The organism is Tatumella morbirosei, assembly GCF_000757425.2.
Taxonomy (GTDB): Bacteria; Pseudomonadota; Gammaproteobacteria; order Enterobacterales; family Enterobacteriaceae; genus Tatumella; species Tatumella morbirosei.
In genome coordinates this window covers 664,209-683,332 of record NZ_JPKR02000003.1, presented here as the reverse complement: position 1 = coordinate 683,332, position 19,124 = coordinate 664,209, and the positions used below count along the sequence as shown (strand labels likewise).

Below are 19,124 nucleotides of genomic sequence, written 5' to 3'. Positions count from 1 at the left end.
TCATTTTTGCAATGATGTCTTTCTTTATTTTCTATTTTGTGGTTTTCAGGGTTCCTTTATTGTTGTCTTATGCCGCAGACAGCCGGCTTCAAAACAGAAGGGCATCACTCATGAAAACAGCCGTACAGCTACTGCAAAACTATCTGGACAGTATCCGGGACCCAAAAGCCGCTGCTGCACTTTTTGCCGCTGAGGGTGCTCTGGAATTACCGTATCTGCAGACTCTGGGCCAGCAACACAGGGTTCAGGGACCGGCAGCTATCGAAAGCTTTATTGGCGGGCTGCTAAGTAAAGTTCCTGAGTTTCGTTTCCGTAATATCCGGTTCTTTATTGAAACACCGACCCAGGCTTTTGCCGAATATAGCGTGGAAGCTCCTGTCGAAGGAACCGGACGGATATACAAGCAGACCTATGCCGGAAGGCTGGTCGCGGAAGACGGGAAGATAGTTTTGTTGCGTGAATCACTGGATACGCTTGCAGCGTGGCGTGCTTTCCACGGCGAATAATCCTGAGCTGAGCCTGTCTGCAAGGCGTTACTCAATTCAATAGTAGACTTACGGAGAAAATAATGAGCCTTAGCCCTAAAATTAGTACCGCGGGTGATCACGATAAAACCCTGCCGACCGAAATCATCGTCAGTGCCTACTACCGTGTGCACCCTGAAGACCGGCAAACCTTTATTGATGCGGTTAAACCGGAAATGCAGGCGGCTCAGCAATTACCGGGCTGTGTATTTTATGCCTTTTCTCAGGACCTGGTGAATCCGGATGCATTTCATCTGTCCGAAGGGTGGGCGAATATTGAAGCCTATGAACGTCATGAGCATTCGGAAACCTTTCTAAAAGCGCTGGCCACCGTGGTGAAAAACGTACGTATTCTGCATCGCGAAGGGATTCGTTATGATGTGGCCAAACAGCATATTGATGATCCGCGCGGCAAAGTCGCGTCCTGACGGGTTTTGCAGAAGCTTTCAGAAGAATCATTGCCGTTTTTCAGGCTAAGATAGCAGATATCAGGTCAGTCATATATCTGACTGACCACACCCTGAATAAAACACTTAACCCGTGGGGATCTTAACAATGTCAGTCACTTCAGGCGCACACCATATTGGTTTAACTGTCAGTAACCTTGAAGAGAGTGCTGAGTTCTTTACTAAATTGTTAGGATGGAAAGAAGTCAAACGACGTGATGATTATCCTGCCATCTTTGTAAAAGATGATTCACTGATGATTACGCTCTGGAAAACACAAACCACAGCGCCGGTTAACTTTGCTCGCAAAATGAATGTCGGACTCCATCACTTAGCACTACGAATTGATAACCAAGAGGCTCTTTATCAGTTGCTGAAGGTGTTGAAGGATAATCAGATTGAAATCGAATTTGAGCCAACCCTGTTGGGAGACGGGCCGTCAATGCATATGATGTGCTATGAACCCAGTGGGATAAGAATTGAGTTCTATTGCGCAGGGTAGATGAATTTTTAGGTATTGGCAGGATAAATGCGGTCAGGGATTTTCTGGTGACCTTTGCAGTTAAGCAGTTAATATACCAGCCCGGAAATTACCGGCCTGTTTAGCAGTAGAGTTAATCGCTATCCCGCCTAAGTTTCCCTGTCCGTTTTATTAAAAGGTAGTGAGACGACAATATCCTCGTACGGGAAACTGCCTTCTGTTTCTGGCTGTGGACTACCGTTACCCGGAATCCGGCGGCTTTGCTGTTCAGACGTCTACCGACCCACCGGTCACCGAGCCACCAGGGGGGAGAAAAGCGTTATCCCCGGGGCTGGTGTGCAATAAATCCGGTTAATCCCTGAATAGCCAGGCCGTCTGGTCCGGCTCAAGTTCCCATTTCAGACCATTGAGCGGAGGAATATAGTGGCCGTTATCTTTGCTGCCGATTTCACTGGCATACATCCGGTTGAGTTTCTCATTGAGTTCATTAATGATGGTCGTAAATTTCTGATCATTGGCCAGATTATTTATTTCCTGAGGATCGTTTGTTAAGTCGTAGAGTTCAATATCGTTATATCTGCGAAGCATCTCCATTGTGCCGGGAGTGTGATGTTGTTGCAAAGAAAAATAGCGGGTGAACTTATATTTTCCGTCATAGATCATTCTGATACCGCCCCGTTTTTTCAGGTCAGGAGAAAATATACTGAAGCGTCGTTTTTTCTCTTCACTGCTCAGCCTTTCATCACGGATAACTCTGAACATATTGCCAACATAAGTCGCGTCTGAATACAACAGCATATCGTAACAATAGAGTATCCCTTCCCGCAGATGATTAACCGGATATCGCTCCGGAGAGTACAGCAGAGAGCTGAAATCAACCCCTTTTCTTGAGGCCAGGATCCGGCTTTTCTTAGGGTTGTCTTGTCCGGTTAAACCGGCGATGGTCGGGATGACATCCAGGTGGGAGGTCAGGGCCTGGCACTCTTTGCCCCCCTGGAAGTCAGGGTGTACGATAATCATCGGCACATGGACCTGTTGCTGGTAAGTACAGGTACCCTTACCATTCATCTGATGTGCTCCCGCCAGTTCTCCGTGGTCAGAGGTATAAACAATAATTGTTTTTTCTGTCATGCCCAGCGCATCGATTTCATCAAGGATCCTCACCAGCTGGGTATCGTTATCGCGTATGCAGTTAAAATAATAGTCCTGAAGTTTTCTCCAGCGTCTGTCCACATCAGCGATAGTACCAACCATGATGCCGTTGCATAACTGGAACTCAAGATGTGCCGCCGGGCGGCCTGGCTGATGAAACGACTGATGACGAGATTCCGCCAGAGGAGCATCCGGCCAACGTTGTTTATAGAGCGAATTTTCCGGTGGTTGCGACGGAAAAGAACCGCTGTTACCTGTAATTAAACGGCCCTGCCATTGGTTTTTTTCGCCAGGTTCATCGGTATTAAGGTACATGACATCATGAGGATTGACTAAATTAATCGCCAGCATCCAGGGCTGGTTTATCTCCTGCTTTTCTCTGCCATTTCCGCGCAGCCAGCTTATGGCCTGACTGGCGGTCAGTTCATCGAAAAGATAGCCACCGTGGCTACGCCCGATGATATCACCGATGCCGGTATAGTCATTAAAACCATACTCCTGCATCAGGGCATTGAGTTCATCGCGCCGGATAGAAGTAATGTCTGTGTAAGCCGTGGTTTTTTTAGCGGCAGGATTTTGTATCTGGTTATTAAGATGCCATTTGCCTTTGTAGGCCGGGTAGTAGCCAAGTTGCTGCATGACATGACCCAGGGTACCCAGTTTGGGGTCCAGACTGTCAGGCATCCATGGAAAGCCAAGATTATCAAACATCCCCGTCTGGGGCATATGCAGGCCGGTATATAATACTGATCGTGATGGTGTGCAGACACTACTGCAAATATAATGGTTGGTGAAACGTGTCCCGGTTTTCGCTAACCTTTCCCGTCCGGGCACGGGGAACGGATATTCATCAAAATAGCGCTCCTGATCTGAGACAATAAACAGAATATTATAGCCTTCCGGAAGTTTAGCTGGCGGAGTCACAGGAACAGCACGTGGCTGATCGGTCTGTGAATTTTCAGCTTTACTATCCGCTAATGCCATTTTTCCACTGAACAGGGAAGCCGCAGTGACTGCGGATGTTATCCGGATAAAATCCCTGCGTGAGGTATTAGTGTTTTTTTTCATATTTACAGTCCTTGTGATTATATTTAAATTAACCTGGTTTATTTATTTAGTATTTCTTAATATTCATTGTAATTCTGAGTTTCATTATATTAATTAACCGGTTTCGGATTCTTTCTTTTTATTGCGGTTTTTTTGGCGGGGTGTGAGTTTATGGATGATTTATTAAAGGTGTCATTATTTGATAAATTATTCTTAAATTAATCATTTATTTTTGTAAGTCGCATAGCGTAATGAGATGCCGCTGATTTTATTAAAGTCACACAGTGACTTTTAGAGTCTCAGTCTGTGAACTTTTTATCTGAAATACCTCCTTTTCCTGGTGATAACTGACTGACAGGCTGAATAATTCTACATCCAGAAGGTTCAGATGACTGACCTGATAAGTATTCAGATCGTGACCCTGTCATTGGGAATCATCTATGGGGCGGAAGCCATGCGCAGTGGACATGGACAGATGATAACCGTAGCAGCGAGCGGAAGCAGTGAGGTACAGAGTTAAGCTATTGTCGGGAGGAACACAGGAAATGAGCAAAGATGATGGACATGCTTCAGCGTTTCTGACCATAGTGCGCGCAAATTACAAATGAATAAGGTGGGGGCCAGTGATCATGTCAATTGCCGAAAACAACCAGATAAGGGAATCCTTATCACTCATCTGGTTCAGATAACAGCGCCTGTCCGCAACAACACAACCAGTTTTATCGACCCGAATCTATATTTGAATCTAAATTGAAAGTGCCGACCGGACACAGAAAAAAGCCCGCTTAAGTTTCCTTAAGCGGGCTTCTCTAATCTGGCTCCTCTGACTGGGATCGCCTTTGCCAGTAACTGGCTAATATTCAAGCTAAACCTGAATTCACTTTCTGTCAAGAGCACCAAAATGACCACCAATTGTTGCGGGTTACGTAAGGCTGGGTATGAAAGAGCTTGTGGAAAAGAACTTTATTGCGGAAACAATGATTCAGAACTACTATTTTATTAATCCGGACTTTATGTTCAGTGGTGATCGTCTGTCGTTCGTTAAATCCTGTATTTTAACGGAATCGGAGCATTCCAGGATAAAAATAGGATAAGGCAATGAAAAAAATACCAAAATACATGAATGGAATTTTAGTTCCTCAACCAGATTAAGTAAATCCATTTTATATTTGATAACAGGGTTAGTAGGTGTGAAGCATGAGAATTGCCTTACATATTTATAAGGATTCGACATCCATATCAAAACCTGTAACTCTGAACCTTTCAAGGGCATGTGTCAGATTAAGTCGCAACTAATACAAATTAAAATTGATATTTAACCCCGCCATCTCGCGTGCGCCAAATCATCATAAGAATCTTTTTATCAATACAATTTTTTGGTGGTTTTATATCTGAGAAGCAAAGTCTGTCTTTTTTACCTTCTATTTGATAGCCATCACCGAAGGCATAGATAACAATAAGAAATGGTATTTTATCACCAGTTGGAATATTGTATTTTTTTAAAATTTCATTTTTGTTTTTTTGCCACCAATTAATCTTGTTTGAGTCGGTAAACGGTAATTTATTAACAATAATCTGTGCTGTACTACCATCGTAATGTGCGCCGATAACAGAAACGTTAGGCTTTACTGTAAACAGATAACCAATAATACATAAAAGCACAGCCAGTAAAAAAATGACTGGTTTACGCATTATCGTTTTCCTTCTATGTCAATCACAGCTTTCATATTTGTCAGAAATGGACGAAAACCAAATTTGTTGAATCGTTGAAGAACGAACCATATTTTGAAAAACTGAAACTGATTGAATTTTTGTTTACGTATATCTCCGACGTCCAGACCAAAATGATCCTGGCCGGTAAACCTGACACTTGCTTTCCAGCCATGATCATTAACATCAAGACGGAGAATTTCTATTTTTGTTGCATAAACGTCGTGAATAGTAATTCCCATTCCATTAATTTTATCAAGTATTAAAGAGTCAAATTTCGGAAGTAAAGAGAGTTTAATGGCAGAAGTTAAATTATCCAGTCGTTCATGAGTAAATCCTTTCCTGGTATAATCAATGAATAATCCAATCGTTTCTTGCATGATAGACGTTTTTTTCTTAGAAGCATAGTCAGAATGTAACTTCTCGCGATATGCTGTATCCAACTGTGGATTATTAAAAGCTGAGCCTCGTGAAAGCTGAAAATTCCTTAGCATCTGATTGATTAGATATCTGTGCGGACCAATGAAAGAAAAAGGTATCGATGTAACCTGCATTTCCTCGAACAAAAGCTGCGCACTTTGCTGGACACTCAGCTTATCGCCACGATGAACGCTACCATAAACTCCTGCGAATCTTGATTGTGGATTATCAAATGCTGTCAGTCGGGTCAGTGTGTAGGGATCAACCACATTTGATATCTTGTTAAGTCCGAACTCTCTTCTCAGCCTGTCTTCCGGAATGTCGCCATAACGCATATCGTCCGTAGAAAAATCATTGAAACGGCGCTGGGTCGTGAAGATTGTTAAAGGAAATAATGCATTGCTCACTAGGGGTACTCCGTTACCTGGTTTATCGCAATTGAATTTACAAACTGCCTTTCTAACAAACTATATCGTAAAACCATGTCGTTGATAGCGATATCGTACCGTTATGGTTAGAACATATAGCTGATGTCATTTACCATATCCGTAATGACAACATGACTCAACGTGATAGTGAGAGGTTTCGGACTCAATGTGTTCAAATTCAGTGCTCTTAAAGAAAAAAATTGGTCAATTCATCTCACATTTCATTAACTTATTGATCTATAAAAACGATCAATAATGAGGTATTGATGGTTTATATCGATTAATAACGATTAATCAAATGATCAGGGTAAGTTTCACTGCCAGCCGGGTAAGTAATCGTCCACGATAACCGTCAATGCGTTCTAAAAACTCGTGATATCGTTCAAAGGGCAGGGCGGGACGATGAGCGCGTTTACCTGTGGTAATCGCACCTGACATTTCCTGAGCAGGATTGTAATCAAGAATACCCTGTTGAACGGCGTAACGCATAATGGCAGTGGTACGCTGTTGAAGACGAATAGCCACTTCATTAAAACCCTTATCCTCAACCACTTTTGTCGGCACCAGCAGGTCGCGGGTTTTCAGTTCTGCGATTTGACAATTGCCTGTTACCGGAAAAAGATAGGTTTCAAGCGTACGCAGAATTTTCCCCTTGTTTTCTTCTGACCATTTTTTAATGCCCGCATGCCATTGTCTGGCGATCGATTCAAACGAAAAAGTGCCGCTATTTTCCCGTTTGTCGTCCTGCTTCTTCACAACAGGGTCGTTTCCTTTCGCCAGCAGCTTTTTTGCTTCGTTACGGCGTTGCCTTGCAACAGATAAAGAGATGGCAGGATAAACGCCAAGTGCCAGAGTTTTTTGCTTACCGCCAAAACGGTACTGCATGCGCCAGTATTTTGAGCCGTTGGGGTGTATGAGCAGATACATACTGAAGCCGTCCGTGAGCTTAACGGCTTTCCCGGAAGGCTTTGTATTTTTATTTTTATATCAGTAAGCGCCATAGGTCAGCCCTCCGTCAGATAGTACAAAACAGATCGAACCGGATGTACCAGCAAATATACCATTAAATGAGGGTGGATGGTGCCGAACTCTACGGGACGTTATTGAACATAGGGGAGTGGATAACTGCCTGACTGGAAAACGGAAAGCAGACGTTATGGAACGTCTGCTGACCTGAATATGGCTCCTCTGACTGGACTCGAACCAGTGACATACGGATTAACAGTCCGCCGTTCTACCGACTGAACTACAGAGGAATTGTCGTGAAGACGGGGCGAATATTAATGGCCTGATGGCAGGTTGTCAATACGGATAAACACATTAGGATTCAACTGCCTAACTTTAAAACATTCTGACGGTTATCTGTGCGCTCAGCGGCTTCTTGTTCACCGGCAGTGAAATCTGTCAGGACTCAGGGCTACGAATAATCTCATTTATGTTAACAAATAGTGAACTAAGGAAACATTTTGCCACATTCCACTATGCTTAACGGGGCAGGGAGGCTGTAGAGCACGGAAAACAGGAACCTTCCGGCTTACCGGCAGTGTATCCGGTAAGACAACATTCTGTCAGAGATAAGGAATCTTAATATGAATGTACCTGAAAGGCGACGGGGGTCGGTGCTGGCTACGGGGATATTTGAATTGCTGAACCCTGTTCCTTATGGATTTTTTGTGGGTGCGCTGATTTTCGATATCACCTATGCGTACAGCAGTCAGATACTTTGGCAGAAATCCGCCAGCTGGCTGATTACCCTGGGGTTATTGTTTGCCATTATTCCGCGGCTGATTAACCTGGTACAGGTCTGGACCGGGCCTGACTACCCTGGCCGGCGTTTGCAAAGGCTAAGTTTCTGGCTGAATGTGCTGGCCATTATTGCTGCCATTTTTAATGCTTTCGTCCACAGCCGCGATGCTTACGGAGTAGTACCGGAAAATGTGGTGTTATCAGTGATTACTGTCATCTTCCTGGCATTGGGTGCCCTGGTGGTGAGCGGTCGGTCACGTAATTTTGCAGGAGGCAGACCATGAATAAAACGCTGAAACTGGCCCCGTTGGCGGTCATCATCGCTTTAGGGCTGACTGGCTGTGATCAGCAGGCAAAACTTACTCCGCAACAACAATCCGGAAGTGACCCGCATCTGCCGGTGGCGAAAAACTTCCTGGTACCGCCAATGCAGGTGCCGGATGCCGCAGGTTGGCAACAAGGTGCAACTCCGAAAGTTGCGGAAGGCTTAAAAATTGAGAAAATCGCTTCAGACTTGAAGCATCCGCGACAAATTTACGTGTTACCGAACAACGATGTACTGGTGGTGGAAAGTAACAGCCCGGGCACAGAGGCGGTGACAACACCGAAACAAATGATTGCCTCACTGGTGAAAAATAAGTCCGGTAAAGGCGCCAAAGGTGGCAACCAGATTACCTTGTTACGGCATACAGCGAATGGCTGGGAAAAGCATCTGTTTCTGCAACATTTGAATTCCCCGTTCGGGGTGCAACTGATTGGTGACACATTGTATGTCGCCAATACCGACAGTATCTGGCGCTACCCTTATCAGACCGGACAGACCGAAATTACTGATCCGGGCAGTGAACTGGCTGATTTACCCAACACCATTAATCACCACTGGACCAAATCACTGCTGGCCAGCCCGGATGGTACCCGGTTATATGTCGGGGTCGGTTCAAACAGTAATGTGACCGAAAATGGCCCGGAAGTAGAATATCGCCGCGCAGATATTCTTGAGGTATTTACCGATACCGGTGCCAGCCGGATATATGCCAGTGGTATCCGTAATCCGACCGGATTGCAATGGGAACCCGCCAGCGGAAAACTTTGGGCCATCGCAAATGAACGGGATGAAATCGGTGCGGATCTGGTGCCGGATTATCTGACCTCGGTAACACAAGGCGGCTTCTATGGCTGGCCTTACAGTTACTATGGTCAGCATGTTGATCCGCGGGCCATGCCACAGCGACCTGATTTGGTAGAAAAAGCGTTAAAACCTGATTATGCGATAGGGTCACATGTGGCACCGCTGGGGTTATGGTTCTATACCGGCCAGTCATTACCGCAGAAATATCACGGCGGGGCTTTTATCAGTGAACACGGCAGTTGGGACCGTTCACCATTGAGTGGTTACCAGGTTTCTTATGTGGCCTTTAACAATGGTCAGCCCACCGGCAAGCCTGAACCGGTCGTCACCGGCTTCTATTCTGAGGATCAGAAACAGTTGTATGGTGCGCCAGTCGGGTTGATGCAGGACCAGCAGGGTGCACTGATTATTGCCGATGATGTCGGAAATGCGGTCTGGCGGGTAACAGCCAGTCAGTAAGGTGGCCGTTTTACCGGTTACAGTTAACATAAGTCGGGTCACGGCGGCACGCTGCTGGTGCTGGCGTGACCCGCACTCAACTATGTACCTGCCGGACTGGTTTGCCAGTGATTCCCTATCACACAGGCCTGTACGGGTTGACCAAAATTCGGTCTGTGATCAATGCCATACTATTCATTTTCCATAATTACGTTAGACAGTTAACAGCATTGTCAGATTTTCTGACAGGCGGTGCTGTCTGATGGTCTTTTCCTGTGTCTTCCAGTGCGGTAGTTTCTGTTAGCGCGGTTTCTGTTGTTAAGGGCACAGGCTGTCCGGGCCATGATACTTTGGGTATGTTTTTGCTGTTGACTGAGACAATTCTCCTGCCAGAAACAACCTCCGGTATAGCAGGCTGACGTATTTTGCAAAACAAACAGCAAAAAAGTTACCTGGATCATCGATATACTTATCAGTCTATCCCTGTTTACCCGATCCCGTGTCAGGAACCTGATAAACACGATGAAAAAACCCTTAACTCTGGCCCGGCGCCATTTTCTGTTATCCGGTCTGGCTTTATGCCTGCCGGCGCTGGCAAAAGAAGAATTTGCGACTCTGACTTTCACTCCGTTGTCTCCTGCACACAGTAGTGCAGAAAAACAGCCTTCGATGGGGCGTAGAACCCCCTCACAAACGCCTGGTGCAGTAGAGGTGACAACGTCACCTGGGGCTATGCAGTCACGGGCCCGCAAACTGGTAATGATAGACCCTGGCCATGGCGGTAAAGATCCGGGGGCCATTGGCGAAAAAGGAGAGGAAGAAAAGCATGTAGTGCTGGAAATTGCTCATAATTTGCAGGCACTGTTCGCTAACCACCGGCATATTGAAGTGCGGTTAACCCGCGAGGATGACCACTTTATCCCATTGTATCAGCGGGTCAATATCGCGCATCAGCACAATGCAGATATGTTTTTATCGATTCATGCCGATGGTTTTACCAGCCCGCAGGCACATGGTGCATCGGTATATGCATTGTCCACCCGCGGGGCCAGCAGTACCATGGCCCGTTATCTGTCGCAGCGGGAGAATGCCGCCGATGATTACGCAGATATTAACGTGCAGACCAAAGATGCTCAGTTACAACGGGTATTTTTTGATCTGGTGCAAAATCAGAATATTAAAAGTAGCCTGGATCTGTGCCGGCATATGATTGGACATATTCGTACCGTGCATACCATGCACAGTTATCACCCCGAGCAGGCAGCATTTGTGGTGCTGAAATCCCCCTCTATACCTTCGGTCCTGATAGAAACCTCCTTTATTACCAATCCACAGGAGGAGCATTTGCTGGGAACCCGTCAGTTCAGAATGAAGATGGCAAAGGCGATTGCCGGCGGAATTGAGAGCTATTTTACCGTATAACGCGGTCAGAACCGGGAGGATAACCTTGCGAACCACTCAGTAAAGTCGGGATTATTATGCGTTATTTTTATATTAGCTTAGCTAAAAAATTAATTTCACTCATGATAAGCCAGTGAATATGATGCCCCTTATCGGCTGGTAACTCGCCGGCATCATGACAAAGGGGATCTCATGAGTATTAATTTTTTAGGGATGATCGGGCATCGCCTGGCATCCGAGATCATTCCGGCACAAGGGCCGGTGTTTGATAAACACTATATCAGTGAATTTGCCAGGGTACACGAACAGGCCGGGTTTGACCGTATTCTGGTGGGCTACTGGTCCGATCAACCTGATGGATTTCTGGTGACCGCACTGGCTGGCAGCCAGACCTCCAGGATTAAATTTCTGCTGGCCCATCGCCCGGGATTTGTCTCGCCAACCCTGGCGGCCCGCAAACTGGCTACCCTGGATCAACTACTGGACGGTCGTCTGGCGGTTCATATTATCAGTGGCGGCAGTGATGCCGAACAACGGCGTGACGGCGATTATCTGAATAAAGCGCAACGTTATGCCCGTACCGATGAGTTTCTGGATGTGCTGCAACAGAGCCTGACCCGTTCCCGTCCTTATGACCATCAGGGCGAATACTATCAGGCCGAAGCGGCTTTCTCTGCTATTAAGCCTGCCCAGCCCCGTCTGCCTGTCTTTTTTGGCGGTTCTTCTGCCGAGGCGATAGAAGTTGCCGGCAAGCATGCGGATGTATTTGCTCTGTGGGGCGAACCGCTGGCAGGGGCTGCCCAGACGGTGGCCGCAGTGCGTGCCAGTGCCGCCCGCCATCAGCGTAACATCGACTTCAGTATCTCTTTCCGGCCAATAATTGGTGCCACCGAAACGGAAGCCCGGGAAAAAGCCGCTCATATTTATCAGCTGGCGAAAAAACAGTTGGCAGATTCCGGCCACCATTTTGGATTACCTAAACCTCAGAGTACCGGTGCGCAACGGCTGCGTGATGCTGCGGCGCAGGGGGAGTGGCTGGATAAATATTTATGGACCGGCGTGGCCGGACTGGTGGCGGGGGGATACAACTCAACGGCGCTGGTCGGTACCGCTGATCAGGTTTCTGACGCATTACTGGAATATTACCGGCTGGGGATCAAAAACGTACTGATTCGTGGTTTCGATCCGCTTAACGATGCCCGCGAGTTTGGCGAGGCACTGTTACCACTGACCCGTGAAAAGGTGGCCGCAGAAGACGCGCTGGCGAGGATTGCCTGATGATTAAACGGACACCGCTGGCACTGTTATTGCTGGCGCTGGTTTCCCCGCTGATTCATGCCGCAGATGAAGTCACGCTGCGGGTGGGGGATGTAAAAGGGGACCGTCTGGTGGCGTTGAAAGCCTCAGGAGAACTGCAACATCTTCCCTACCATCTGCAACTGAGTTCCTTTGATTCCGGTGCACCGGTGCAGGAGGCATTAAATGCAGGAGCACTGGATGTTGGGTTTACCGGTGATTTGCCATTTCTGTATGTCTATGCTGCCGGCGCACCGGTCAAAGCGGTCGGTGCCTGGCAAAATAACCCTGACAGCATCGCCTTACTTTCACGGCCCGCAGCAGGAATTCACTCACTTGCCGATTTAAAGGGAAAGCGCATTGCGGTTAACCGCGGTGGCTGGGGGCAGTATCTGGTGCTCGGATTACTAAAACGGGCAGGGCTACAACCTTCCGATGTGACATTACGCTTTCTTAGCCCGACCGATGGTCGTGCTGCGCTGGCTTCCGGATCGGTGGATGCCTGGGCCCCGTGGGAACCCTATCTCTCTTCCGCGGTAATCCTTGATCATGCGCAGCGGGTACCGGAAGGAGGAGGCCTGGGAATAATGAGTGGTTACTCCTTTGTTCTGGCGCGTCAGGATGCGATTAACAGTCCTAAGCGCGCCGCTATCGTCGATTTACTGACCCGTCTGGCACGGGCGCAACGCTGGGCGCAACAGCATCCGCAGCAATTCGCCGTGGCCCTCTCTGATGAATTGCATATGCCACAGAATGTGACTGGTGCATGGATCGCCAGCGCGCGAATTTCACCGGTGGTTTTCAACCAGACCATTCAGGCAGCATTGCAACATTCTGCAGACGTTTTCCACCAGGAAAAAGTATTACCTAAAGCGGTAGATGTCAGCCGTGCCTTTGATTTCAGTCTGGCAACAGGCGCTGACAAGATTGCAGCGACGCCGGCAAATACCACTCAGGAGCAACCATGAAAAGGATCACTGCGTTAATGATATTACTGGGTGTGTCAGCAGCCAGCGTACAGGCAGAAGAAGTGACTTTACAGATAGCTGACCAGAAGGGCGGGATGCGTGCTGTACTGGAAGCAGCGGGTGATTTACAGCATCTGCCTTATCACATCCGCTGGACAGAGTTTCCTGCAGCCGCTCCGTTAGGGGAAGCGCTGAATGCGGGCGCAGTGGACGCCGGTATTATCGGTGATGCGCCGCTGTTATTCGCTGAAGCCGGTGGTGCACAGGTGAAAGCCATTGCGGTGGCAAAATCTGATGCTTACGGCACGGCCTTACTGGTCAATGCCAACAGTCCGCTCCATTCAGCGGCTGATCTGAAAGGTAAAAGTATTGCCACTAACCGCGGGTCGATCGGCCATTTTGTGGCACTGAAGGCGCTGGCCAGTGCCGGGCTGAAAGCCAGTGATGTGGATTTCCGTTTTCTCGGTCCGGCAGATGCCAAACTGGCGCTGGTCCGTGGTTCGGTCGATGTCTGGGCGACCTGGGAACCTTACACCGCCTTTGCACAAACTCAGGATCACATGCGGGTACTGGTGAACGGCCGTGGCTTATGGGCCGGAAACAGTTATGTCGCTGCCACCGATACGGCGCTGGCCAATCCCGCCAAGCGCAAAGCCTTACAGGATTTTCTGGTACGTCTGGCCAGCGCTCAGCAATGGGCCAACGAGCATCCGGACAGCTACAGTCAGACATTGTCAAAAATCATCGGTTTCCCGCCAGAGGCCGTCAAACTGTCGTTTACCCGACGCCATATGGTCTGGCAGTCGATTGACCCACAGACCGTGGTCCAGCAGCAACAGACCGCTGATTTTTATCACCAGAGCGGACTGCTACCTAAGAGTATTCAGGTAGCGTCCACCTTTGATCACAGTTTTATACTCCCTGCGCCAGACGTAAGTTCTGCCGCAGCCGCTACTCCCGCACAGGAAGGTCAATAATGGCAATTTTCTCACTGGATACCCCGGAGCCTGAAACTCAGCGCGCCGAAAAATCCCGGGCCGTCCGAAAACGGCTGGTGAATGCACTGGTTCCCTGGGCATTACCGGTCGTCGTGATTGTGCTGTGGCAACTGGCGGCACAGATTGGCTGGCTGTCGGTCAGAATACTGCCTGCACCAGTCACTATCGGTAAAACGTTCTGGCGCATGACACTGAGTGGTGAACTCGGCAGTAATCTGGCGATCAGTACCGCCAGGGCATTAACTGGCTTCGCGATTGGCGGCTCCCTCGGCTTATTACTGGGATTTATCACCGGGCTGTCACGCATCGGTGAACGGTTACTGGACACCTCGGTACAGATGTTGCGCAATATCCCGCACCTGGCACTGATCCCGTTGGTGATTTTATGGTTTGGGATTGATGAAACCGCCAAAATCTTCCTGGTGGCGCTGGGTACCTTGTTCCCGATTTACCTCAACACTTATCACGGAATCCGTAACATCGACCGCGGATTACTGGAAATGGCCCGAAGCTATGGGTTACGGGGTTTCAGCCTGTTTCGTCAGGTGATCTTACCGGGGGCCTTACCGTCCATTATGGTCGGTGTCCGTTACGCCCTTGGGGTGATGTGGCTGACGCTGATCGTGGCCGAAACCATCTCTGCTGACTCCGGCATTGGTTATCTGGCAATGAATGCCCGTGAGTTCCTGCAAACCGATGTGGTGGTGGTCGCCATTATTCTGTATGCGCTGCTTGGAAAACTGGCTGATGTCTGCACCGTACTGTTGGAACGGGTCTGGCTTCGCTGGCATCCGGCTTACCAGTCTAAGGAGAAAAACTAATGACTATTCAACAATCACCGGCCGGGACGCCACTGAATATACAGCATATCAGCAAAAGATACGGCGACCGAACCGTACTGAACAATATCGATCTGCAGGTAGACGGAGGGCAGTTTATTGCCGTGGTCGGCCGCAGTGGCTGTGGTAAAAGTACCTTTTTACGTCTGCTGGCCGGGCTGGAACAGGCAGATGGCGGCAAACTTCTAAGCGGCAGCCGTCCTTTGCAGGAGTCGCAGCAGGAAACGCGGTTAATGTTTCAGGAAGCCCGGCTGTTACCGTGGAAAAGCGTACTGGACAATGTTGGTCTGGGGTTGAAAGGGCAATGGCAGTCTGATGCTGCACAGGCGCTGGAAGCCGTCGGGCTGGCTCACCGCGCCAAAGAGTGGCCATCGGCATTATCGGGCGGCCAAAAACAACGTGTGGCACTGGCCCGGGCACTGATTCACCGTCCTGAACTTTTGCTGTTGGATGAACCGCTGGGAGCACTGGATGCGCTGACACGTATCGAAATGCAGACCCTGATCGAATCATTGTGGCAGGAACACGGATTTACCGTGGTTCTGGTTACCCATGATGTCAGTGAGGCGGTAGCGCTGGCGGACAGAGTGATACTGATTGATGAAGGCAAAGTGACCCTTGACCTGACCATCGATGTTCCTCGTCCCCGCCGTCGTGGTAATGCCCGGCTGGCAGAACTCGAAGCGGAAGTACTGAACCATATTCTGACTCCGGCATCCACTGACAGTCTGAGGAAAATCGCATGAGCCAACAGAAGAATTATCCCCGACTTACCGGATTTATCCGTGAGCTTTCTGAGGTGTTGGAGCGCTTTCCGGCGGATGATGAAGCGTCTATTTTGCAGCACAGTGCACCTTTGCTGGCCCGGCTGGTCAGCGCAGATGACTGGCTGGATGATGAGTTCGCCGTACCACATCCGGAGCACTATCAGCAGTATTTGCTGCATGTTGACTCCGCGGAACGCTTTTCGGTGGTCAGTTTTGTCTGGGGCCCCGGTCAGCAGACTCCGGTACATGACCACCGGGTCTGGGGCCTGATTGGCATGCTGCGGGGGTCGGAAAAATCGCAGTCGTTTATCCGTGACAGTCAAGGCCTGGCACCTTCAGGTGAAGCTGTGGTACTGAATCCTGGCGATGTTGAGACACTCTCGCCGGCTGAAGGCGATATTCACCAGGTATCTAATAGGTTTCAGGACCGGGTTTCGGTCAGCATTCATGTTTACGGCGGCAATATCGGTCGGGTTTCACGGGCAACCTTCCGTCCTGATGGCAGTGAAAAACTGTTCATTTCCGGTTATGCCAATCAGCGTTTACCTAATATCTGGGGATTATCTACTCATGAGTCATGAACATCATTTTGCGCTGCGTAGTGCAGCGGATATTCGCCAGACACTGCTGGCACAACAGGAACTGGCGTTGGTGGATGTGCGGGAAGAGGCCATTTATGCTACCGGGCATCCACTCTTTGCCGTGAACCTGCCGCTGTCTAAACTGGAAATTGAACTTTTTTCGCGGATTCCGCGTCGCAACACGCCGGTAGTCATCTACGATGATGGCGAAGGGCTGGCATTACCGGCGGCTAAATTGTTACATAAACTGGGCTATAGCGACGTTTCCCTGTTAGAGGGTGGACTGGAAGGCTGGCGCAGCGCGGGTGAGCAGCTGTTTATCGATGTTAACTCCCCCTCAAAAGCCTTCGGCGAGCTGGTGGAACATCAGCGGCATACCCCGTCACTGTCTGCGCAACAGGTGGCGGAGTTGCAGGCAAGTGGCGCCGATTTGCGGATTTTCGACGTTCGCCGTTATGACGAATTTCAGACGATGAATATCCCGGGCAGCCTTAGCCTGCCAGGCGGTGAGCTGTTACTGCGTATCCGCGATTTACTGCCGTCGGAAAAAACTCAGGTAATTATCAATTGTGCCGGGCGTACCCGTAGCATTATCGGCACTCAGACCCTGGTCAATGCCGGAATCACTAACCCGGTAGCCGCATTACGTAACGGGACGATTGGCTGGACCCTGGCGGGACAAGACCTGGAGCACGGGCAGTCACGTCAGTATGGCGAACTGTCGGCGGAAAACCGGGTCCGGTCTTCACAGCAGGCAGCGCGTGTCGCAGAGTTGGCCGGGGTAAGTCATATTTCACTGACACAGTTGCGGGAGTGGCAGCAACAAGCGGACCGTACGACTTATCTGTTTGATATCCGCAGTGCTGAAGAGTATGTGGCGGGCCACTTACCAGGCGCGCGTCATGTGCCGGGGGGGCAGTTGGTCCAGGAAACCGACCATTATGCCAGCGTTCGTGGGGCACGGATTGTGCTGGTGGATGATCTGTACACCCGGGCCGATATCACCGCATCCTGGCTGGCTCAGATGAACTGGCAGGTGGCGGTACTGAGCGGACTGGATAGCAGTGAGTTCAGTGAGCGGGGCGAGTGGCGGGTGCCGGTGGCGGAAGCCGGACAGTATCCGCAGATTGATGCAAGGACAGCAGAGCAGTGGCTGGCAGCGGGTGGAACGAAGATCTTTGATTTCACTACCAGTGCTAACTATGTCAAAGGTCATATCCCCGGGGCCGGTTGGGTACTGAGGGCCGATCTCCCTCAGCTTGCCGAAGAGGGAGGACTTCCGGAGGCGGAACGTTACATTGTCACTTGTGGCAGCAGCCTGCTGGCGCGCTATGCGGTGGGTAAGCTTCAGCAACTGACAGGCAAGCCTGTGTTTCTTCTGGAAGGAGGCAATGCCTCATGGCGAGCCGCAGGTCTGCCGGAAGAACGGGGAGAAAGCTGGTTACTTTCAGAACGTAAAGACCGCTATCGTCGGCCTTACGAGGGTACCGATGTTGCACCAGAGGCTATGCAGGCTTATCTGGACTGGGAATATGGTCTGGTCGACCAACTGGAAAAAGACGCCACCCACGGTTTCACTGTAATCTGATGGCGTCGTGAGCCCGTCGGTCAGTGACCGGCGGGTAGCTTTGGCTGTTCACCCCGCTTCATCTCCGCGATTCATTTGATCAATCCTTTGAGACTTGCCGGCTGGTTGCATTACCCTTATTCGTTAGCTGTATTGTGGCCTGCGGGTGATATTGGTTTTGCTGACTGAGAGCCGTCCCACGGCGGGTTGATTTTTATCTGAGCCGGTGACAGGATAACTGAATCGATACAGGGGTGAGTTTAACTATAAGAATTCACGATGGTTTTTATTAGCAGGACGGTGACCGAACAATGGCTGATCATAAGAGTCGCGAGGTGGCAGACAGCGATAAAAGTCTGGATCGCTTTGATATTGCTATTCTCAAAATCCTGCAACAGGACAGTTCGGTGTCTAACGTCGCACTGGCGGAGATGATAAACCTGAGTCCACCTGCTTGCCTGCGCCGGGTAGAGCGACTGAAACATCAGGGCTATATTAGCGGTACGGTAGCCTTGCTAAATCCACAGGCACTGAAAGCCGGACTGGTGGTAATGATAGGTGTGGTGCTCGACAGGTCGACACCGCAATCTTTCAAAGATTTCGAAGGGGCAGTGAATAAGATTCGTGGCTGCATGGAATGTCATATGGTCAGTGGCGAATTTGATTACATCATGCTGATTCGCACTGCGGATAACCAGAGTTTTAATAAGCTACATGCCGAACAGTTGCTGTTCCTGCCCGGAGTCCGGCAAATTCGCTCTTTTATCGGCTTACGCGAAGTGTTTTCTACCACGCAAATCCCGCTCTGAATTCCCTTAAGCTATCGCCGCCCACTGTTGGCGGCCTTGATTTTCAGTCTGTTCTCCAGCCCCTGTAATAACTATTTCCTATCACCCGTCACTGCCCAGATCTCCCGAAAATCGATGGGCTGGCCCTCTTTGTGGCATGCGCGCAGGGATGGGGGGGTAAGTTACTGATAGTTATTTGTTAATTATCCCGGTTGGCACAAAGCGCACAAAAACCTCATGGCTTGATGAGTAATAAAATTTCTTAATTACCTCATCATGGGAAATGTTTTACATAATTAAATTTACAAAAGGAAATTTAATTATAATAAAGGTTGATAAAACGAAATTTACAAAAATAACGACTGAGATAAGGTGAATGGGTACAGCATTCAGCGCGA

18 protein-coding genes, 1 tRNA gene and 2 pseudogenes are annotated in these 19,124 nt (G+C 49.2%); 16 read left to right on the top strand and 5 right to left on the bottom strand.

Features of this window, described 5'->3' with window-relative positions; translation table 11 throughout:
- Nucleotides 1–110: 110 nt before the first annotated feature.
- The 3 genes from HA49_RS06035 (at nucleotide 111) to HA49_RS06025 (ending at nucleotide 1,472) form a co-directional block, all read left to right on the top strand.
- Entirely contained in the window at nucleotides 111–506 is a 396-nt protein-coding gene (locus tag HA49_RS06035) for a nuclear transport factor 2 family protein (protein ID WP_038022552.1), read from the top strand.
- A gap of 62 nt (nucleotides 507–568) precedes the next feature.
- Complete coding sequence (locus HA49_RS06030; protein ID WP_038021179.1) at nucleotides 569–952, top strand: putative quinol monooxygenase; 384 nt, start codon at nucleotides 569–571, stop codon at nucleotides 950–952.
- Between the two features lie 127 nt (nucleotides 953–1,079).
- Entirely contained in the window at nucleotides 1,080–1,472 is a 393-nt protein-coding gene (locus HA49_RS06025; RefSeq protein WP_038021177.1) for a VOC family protein, read from the top strand.
- Nucleotides 1,473–1,802: 330 nt separating this feature from the next.
- Here HA49_RS06025 and HA49_RS06020 read toward each other — a convergent pair whose 3' ends face one another.
- A complete protein-coding gene (locus tag HA49_RS06020) occupies nucleotides 1,803–3,671 on the bottom strand; it encodes a sulfatase family protein (protein ID WP_072055916.1) in 1,869 nt (622 codons plus the stop codon).
- 367 nt (nucleotides 3,672–4,038) lie between these two features.
- On the opposite strand from HA49_RS06020, the gene HA49_RS21935 reads away from it, so the two are divergent.
- Both HA49_RS21935 and HA49_RS22060 read left to right on the top strand, forming a co-directional pair.
- On the top strand, nucleotides 4,039–4,170 hold the full coding sequence (locus HA49_RS21935) for a hypothetical protein (protein ID WP_281177687.1): 132 nt from the start codon (nucleotides 4,039–4,041) through the stop codon (nucleotides 4,168–4,170).
- Between the two features lie 415 nt (nucleotides 4,171–4,585).
- Nucleotides 4,586–4,744, top strand: a pseudogene (locus HA49_RS22060) (replication protein); the annotation flags it as partial.
- Between the two features lie 208 nt (nucleotides 4,745–4,952).
- On the opposite strand, the gene HA49_RS06015 reads toward HA49_RS22060, so the two are convergent.
- The 4 genes and pseudogenes from HA49_RS06015 to HA49_RS06000 form a co-directional block, all read right to left on the bottom strand.
- Nucleotides 4,953–5,342, bottom strand: coding sequence for a DUF943 family protein (locus HA49_RS06015; protein WP_038021174.1), 390 nt, complete (start codon nucleotides 5,340–5,342; stop codon nucleotides 4,953–4,955).
- Nucleotides 5,342–6,187, bottom strand: a complete 846-nt coding sequence (locus HA49_RS06010) for a DUF3289 family protein (protein ID WP_038021172.1) — start codon at nucleotides 6,185–6,187, stop codon at nucleotides 5,342–5,344. The genes HA49_RS06015 and HA49_RS06010 overlap by 1 nt, the downstream gene beginning before the upstream one ends.
- Before the next feature lie 318 nt (nucleotides 6,188–6,505).
- A pseudogene (locus tag HA49_RS06005) lies at nucleotides 6,506–7,209 on the bottom strand (tyrosine-type recombinase/integrase); the annotation flags it as partial.
- Between the two features lie 179 nt (nucleotides 7,210–7,388).
- A tRNA-Asn gene (locus tag HA49_RS06000) sits at nucleotides 7,389–7,464 on the bottom strand.
- Nucleotides 7,465–7,797: 333 nt separating this feature from the next.
- Here HA49_RS06000 and HA49_RS05995 point away from each other — a divergent pair.
- The 11 genes from HA49_RS05995 to HA49_RS05945 all read left to right on the top strand — a co-directional run bounded on the left by HA49_RS05995 (nucleotide 7,798) and on the right by HA49_RS05945 (nucleotide 18,747).
- A complete protein-coding gene (locus HA49_RS05995) occupies nucleotides 7,798–8,238 on the top strand; it encodes a DUF2231 domain-containing protein (protein WP_038021171.1) in 441 nt (146 codons plus the stop codon).
- Nucleotides 8,235–9,542 carry a PQQ-dependent sugar dehydrogenase gene (locus HA49_RS05990; RefSeq protein WP_038021169.1) on the top strand — a complete coding sequence of 436 codons (1,308 nt, stop codon included), beginning with the start codon at nucleotides 8,235–8,237 and terminating at the stop codon, nucleotides 9,540–9,542. Before HA49_RS05995 ends, HA49_RS05990 begins: the two co-directional genes overlap by 4 nt.
- 501 nt (nucleotides 9,543–10,043) lie before the next feature.
- A complete protein-coding gene (locus tag HA49_RS05985) occupies nucleotides 10,044–10,943 on the top strand; it encodes an N-acetylmuramoyl-L-alanine amidase (protein ID WP_038021167.1) in 900 nt (299 codons plus the stop codon).
- 171 nt (nucleotides 10,944–11,114) lie between these two features.
- The gene (locus HA49_RS05980) at nucleotides 11,115–12,200 is read left to right on the top strand and encodes an LLM class flavin-dependent oxidoreductase (RefSeq protein WP_038021165.1); all 1,086 of its coding nucleotides are present in this window, start codon (nucleotides 11,115–11,117) and stop codon (nucleotides 12,198–12,200) included.
- The gene (locus HA49_RS05975; RefSeq protein WP_038021163.1) at nucleotides 12,200–13,186 is read left to right on the top strand and encodes an ABC transporter substrate-binding protein; all 987 of its coding nucleotides are present in this window, start codon (nucleotides 12,200–12,202) and stop codon (nucleotides 13,184–13,186) included. Before HA49_RS05980 ends, HA49_RS05975 begins: the two co-directional genes overlap by 1 nt.
- Nucleotides 13,183–14,163 (top strand): ABC transporter substrate-binding protein, encoded by a 981-nt coding sequence (locus HA49_RS05970; protein WP_046791693.1) that lies wholly within the window; start codon nucleotides 13,183–13,185, stop codon nucleotides 14,161–14,163. The genes HA49_RS05975 and HA49_RS05970 overlap by 4 nt, the downstream gene beginning before the upstream one ends.
- On the top strand, nucleotides 14,163–15,005 hold the full coding sequence (gene ssuC / locus HA49_RS05965) for an aliphatic sulfonate ABC transporter permease SsuC (RefSeq protein ID WP_084706374.1): 843 nt from the start codon (nucleotides 14,163–14,165) through the stop codon (nucleotides 15,003–15,005). The genes HA49_RS05970 and ssuC overlap by 1 nt, the downstream gene beginning before the upstream one ends.
- On the top strand, nucleotides 15,005–15,769 hold the full coding sequence (gene ssuB / locus HA49_RS05960) for an aliphatic sulfonates ABC transporter ATP-binding protein (protein ID WP_038021162.1): 765 nt from the start codon (nucleotides 15,005–15,007) through the stop codon (nucleotides 15,767–15,769). Before ssuC ends, ssuB begins: the two co-directional genes overlap by 1 nt.
- Entirely contained in the window at nucleotides 15,766–16,371 is a 606-nt protein-coding gene (locus tag HA49_RS05955) for a cysteine dioxygenase family protein (protein ID WP_038021160.1), read from the top strand. Before ssuB ends, HA49_RS05955 begins: the two co-directional genes overlap by 4 nt.
- On the top strand, nucleotides 16,361–17,959 hold the full coding sequence (locus HA49_RS05950; protein WP_046791692.1) for a rhodanese homology domain-containing protein: 1,599 nt from the start codon (nucleotides 16,361–16,363) through the stop codon (nucleotides 17,957–17,959). The genes HA49_RS05955 and HA49_RS05950 overlap by 11 nt, the downstream gene beginning before the upstream one ends.
- Nucleotides 17,960–18,249: 290 nt before the next feature.
- The gene (locus HA49_RS05945; RefSeq protein ID WP_046791691.1) at nucleotides 18,250–18,747 is read left to right on the top strand and encodes an Lrp/AsnC family transcriptional regulator; all 498 of its coding nucleotides are present in this window, start codon (nucleotides 18,250–18,252) and stop codon (nucleotides 18,745–18,747) included.
- Nucleotides 18,748–19,124 lie beyond the last annotated feature (377 nt).

What these genes read in the sequence shown, in the direction of transcription:
- HA49_RS06035 (WP_038022552.1), top strand. Translation starts at nt 111, where the DNA reads ATGAAAACAGCCGTACAGCTACTGCAAAACTATCTGGACAGTATCCGG.
- HA49_RS06030 (WP_038021179.1), top strand. Translation starts at nt 569, where the DNA reads ATGAGCCTTAGCCCTAAAATTAGTACCGCGGGTGATCACGATAAAACC.
- HA49_RS06025 (WP_038021177.1), top strand. Translation starts at nt 1,080, where the DNA reads ATGTCAGTCACTTCAGGCGCACACCATATTGGTTTAACTGTCAGTAAC.
- HA49_RS06020 (WP_072055916.1), bottom strand. Translation starts at nt 3,671, where the DNA reads ATGAAAAAAAACACTAATACCTCACGCAGGGATTTTATCCGGATAACA.
- HA49_RS21935 (WP_281177687.1), top strand. Translation starts at nt 4,039, where the DNA reads ATGACTGACCTGATAAGTATTCAGATCGTGACCCTGTCATTGGGAATC.
- HA49_RS06015 (WP_038021174.1), bottom strand. Translation starts at nt 5,342, where the DNA reads ATGCGTAAACCAGTCATTTTTTTACTGGCTGTGCTTTTATGTATTATT.
- HA49_RS05995 (WP_038021171.1), top strand. Translation starts at nt 7,798, where the DNA reads ATGAATGTACCTGAAAGGCGACGGGGGTCGGTGCTGGCTACGGGGATA.
- HA49_RS05990 (WP_038021169.1), top strand. Translation starts at nt 8,235, where the DNA reads ATGAATAAAACGCTGAAACTGGCCCCGTTGGCGGTCATCATCGCTTTA.
- HA49_RS05985 (WP_038021167.1), top strand. Translation starts at nt 10,044, where the DNA reads ATGAAAAAACCCTTAACTCTGGCCCGGCGCCATTTTCTGTTATCCGGT.
- HA49_RS05980 (WP_038021165.1), top strand. Translation starts at nt 11,115, where the DNA reads ATGAGTATTAATTTTTTAGGGATGATCGGGCATCGCCTGGCATCCGAG.
- HA49_RS05975 (WP_038021163.1), top strand. Translation starts at nt 12,200, where the DNA reads ATGATTAAACGGACACCGCTGGCACTGTTATTGCTGGCGCTGGTTTCC.
- HA49_RS05970 (WP_046791693.1), top strand. Translation starts at nt 13,183, where the DNA reads ATGAAAAGGATCACTGCGTTAATGATATTACTGGGTGTGTCAGCAGCC.
- ssuC (WP_084706374.1), top strand. Translation starts at nt 14,163, where the DNA reads ATGGCAATTTTCTCACTGGATACCCCGGAGCCTGAAACTCAGCGCGCC.
- ssuB (WP_038021162.1), top strand. Translation starts at nt 15,005, where the DNA reads ATGACTATTCAACAATCACCGGCCGGGACGCCACTGAATATACAGCAT.
- HA49_RS05955 (WP_038021160.1), top strand. Translation starts at nt 15,766, where the DNA reads ATGAGCCAACAGAAGAATTATCCCCGACTTACCGGATTTATCCGTGAG.
- HA49_RS05950 (WP_046791692.1), top strand. Translation starts at nt 16,361, where the DNA reads ATGAGTCATGAACATCATTTTGCGCTGCGTAGTGCAGCGGATATTCGC.
- HA49_RS05945 (WP_046791691.1), top strand. Translation starts at nt 18,250, where the DNA reads ATGGCTGATCATAAGAGTCGCGAGGTGGCAGACAGCGATAAAAGTCTG.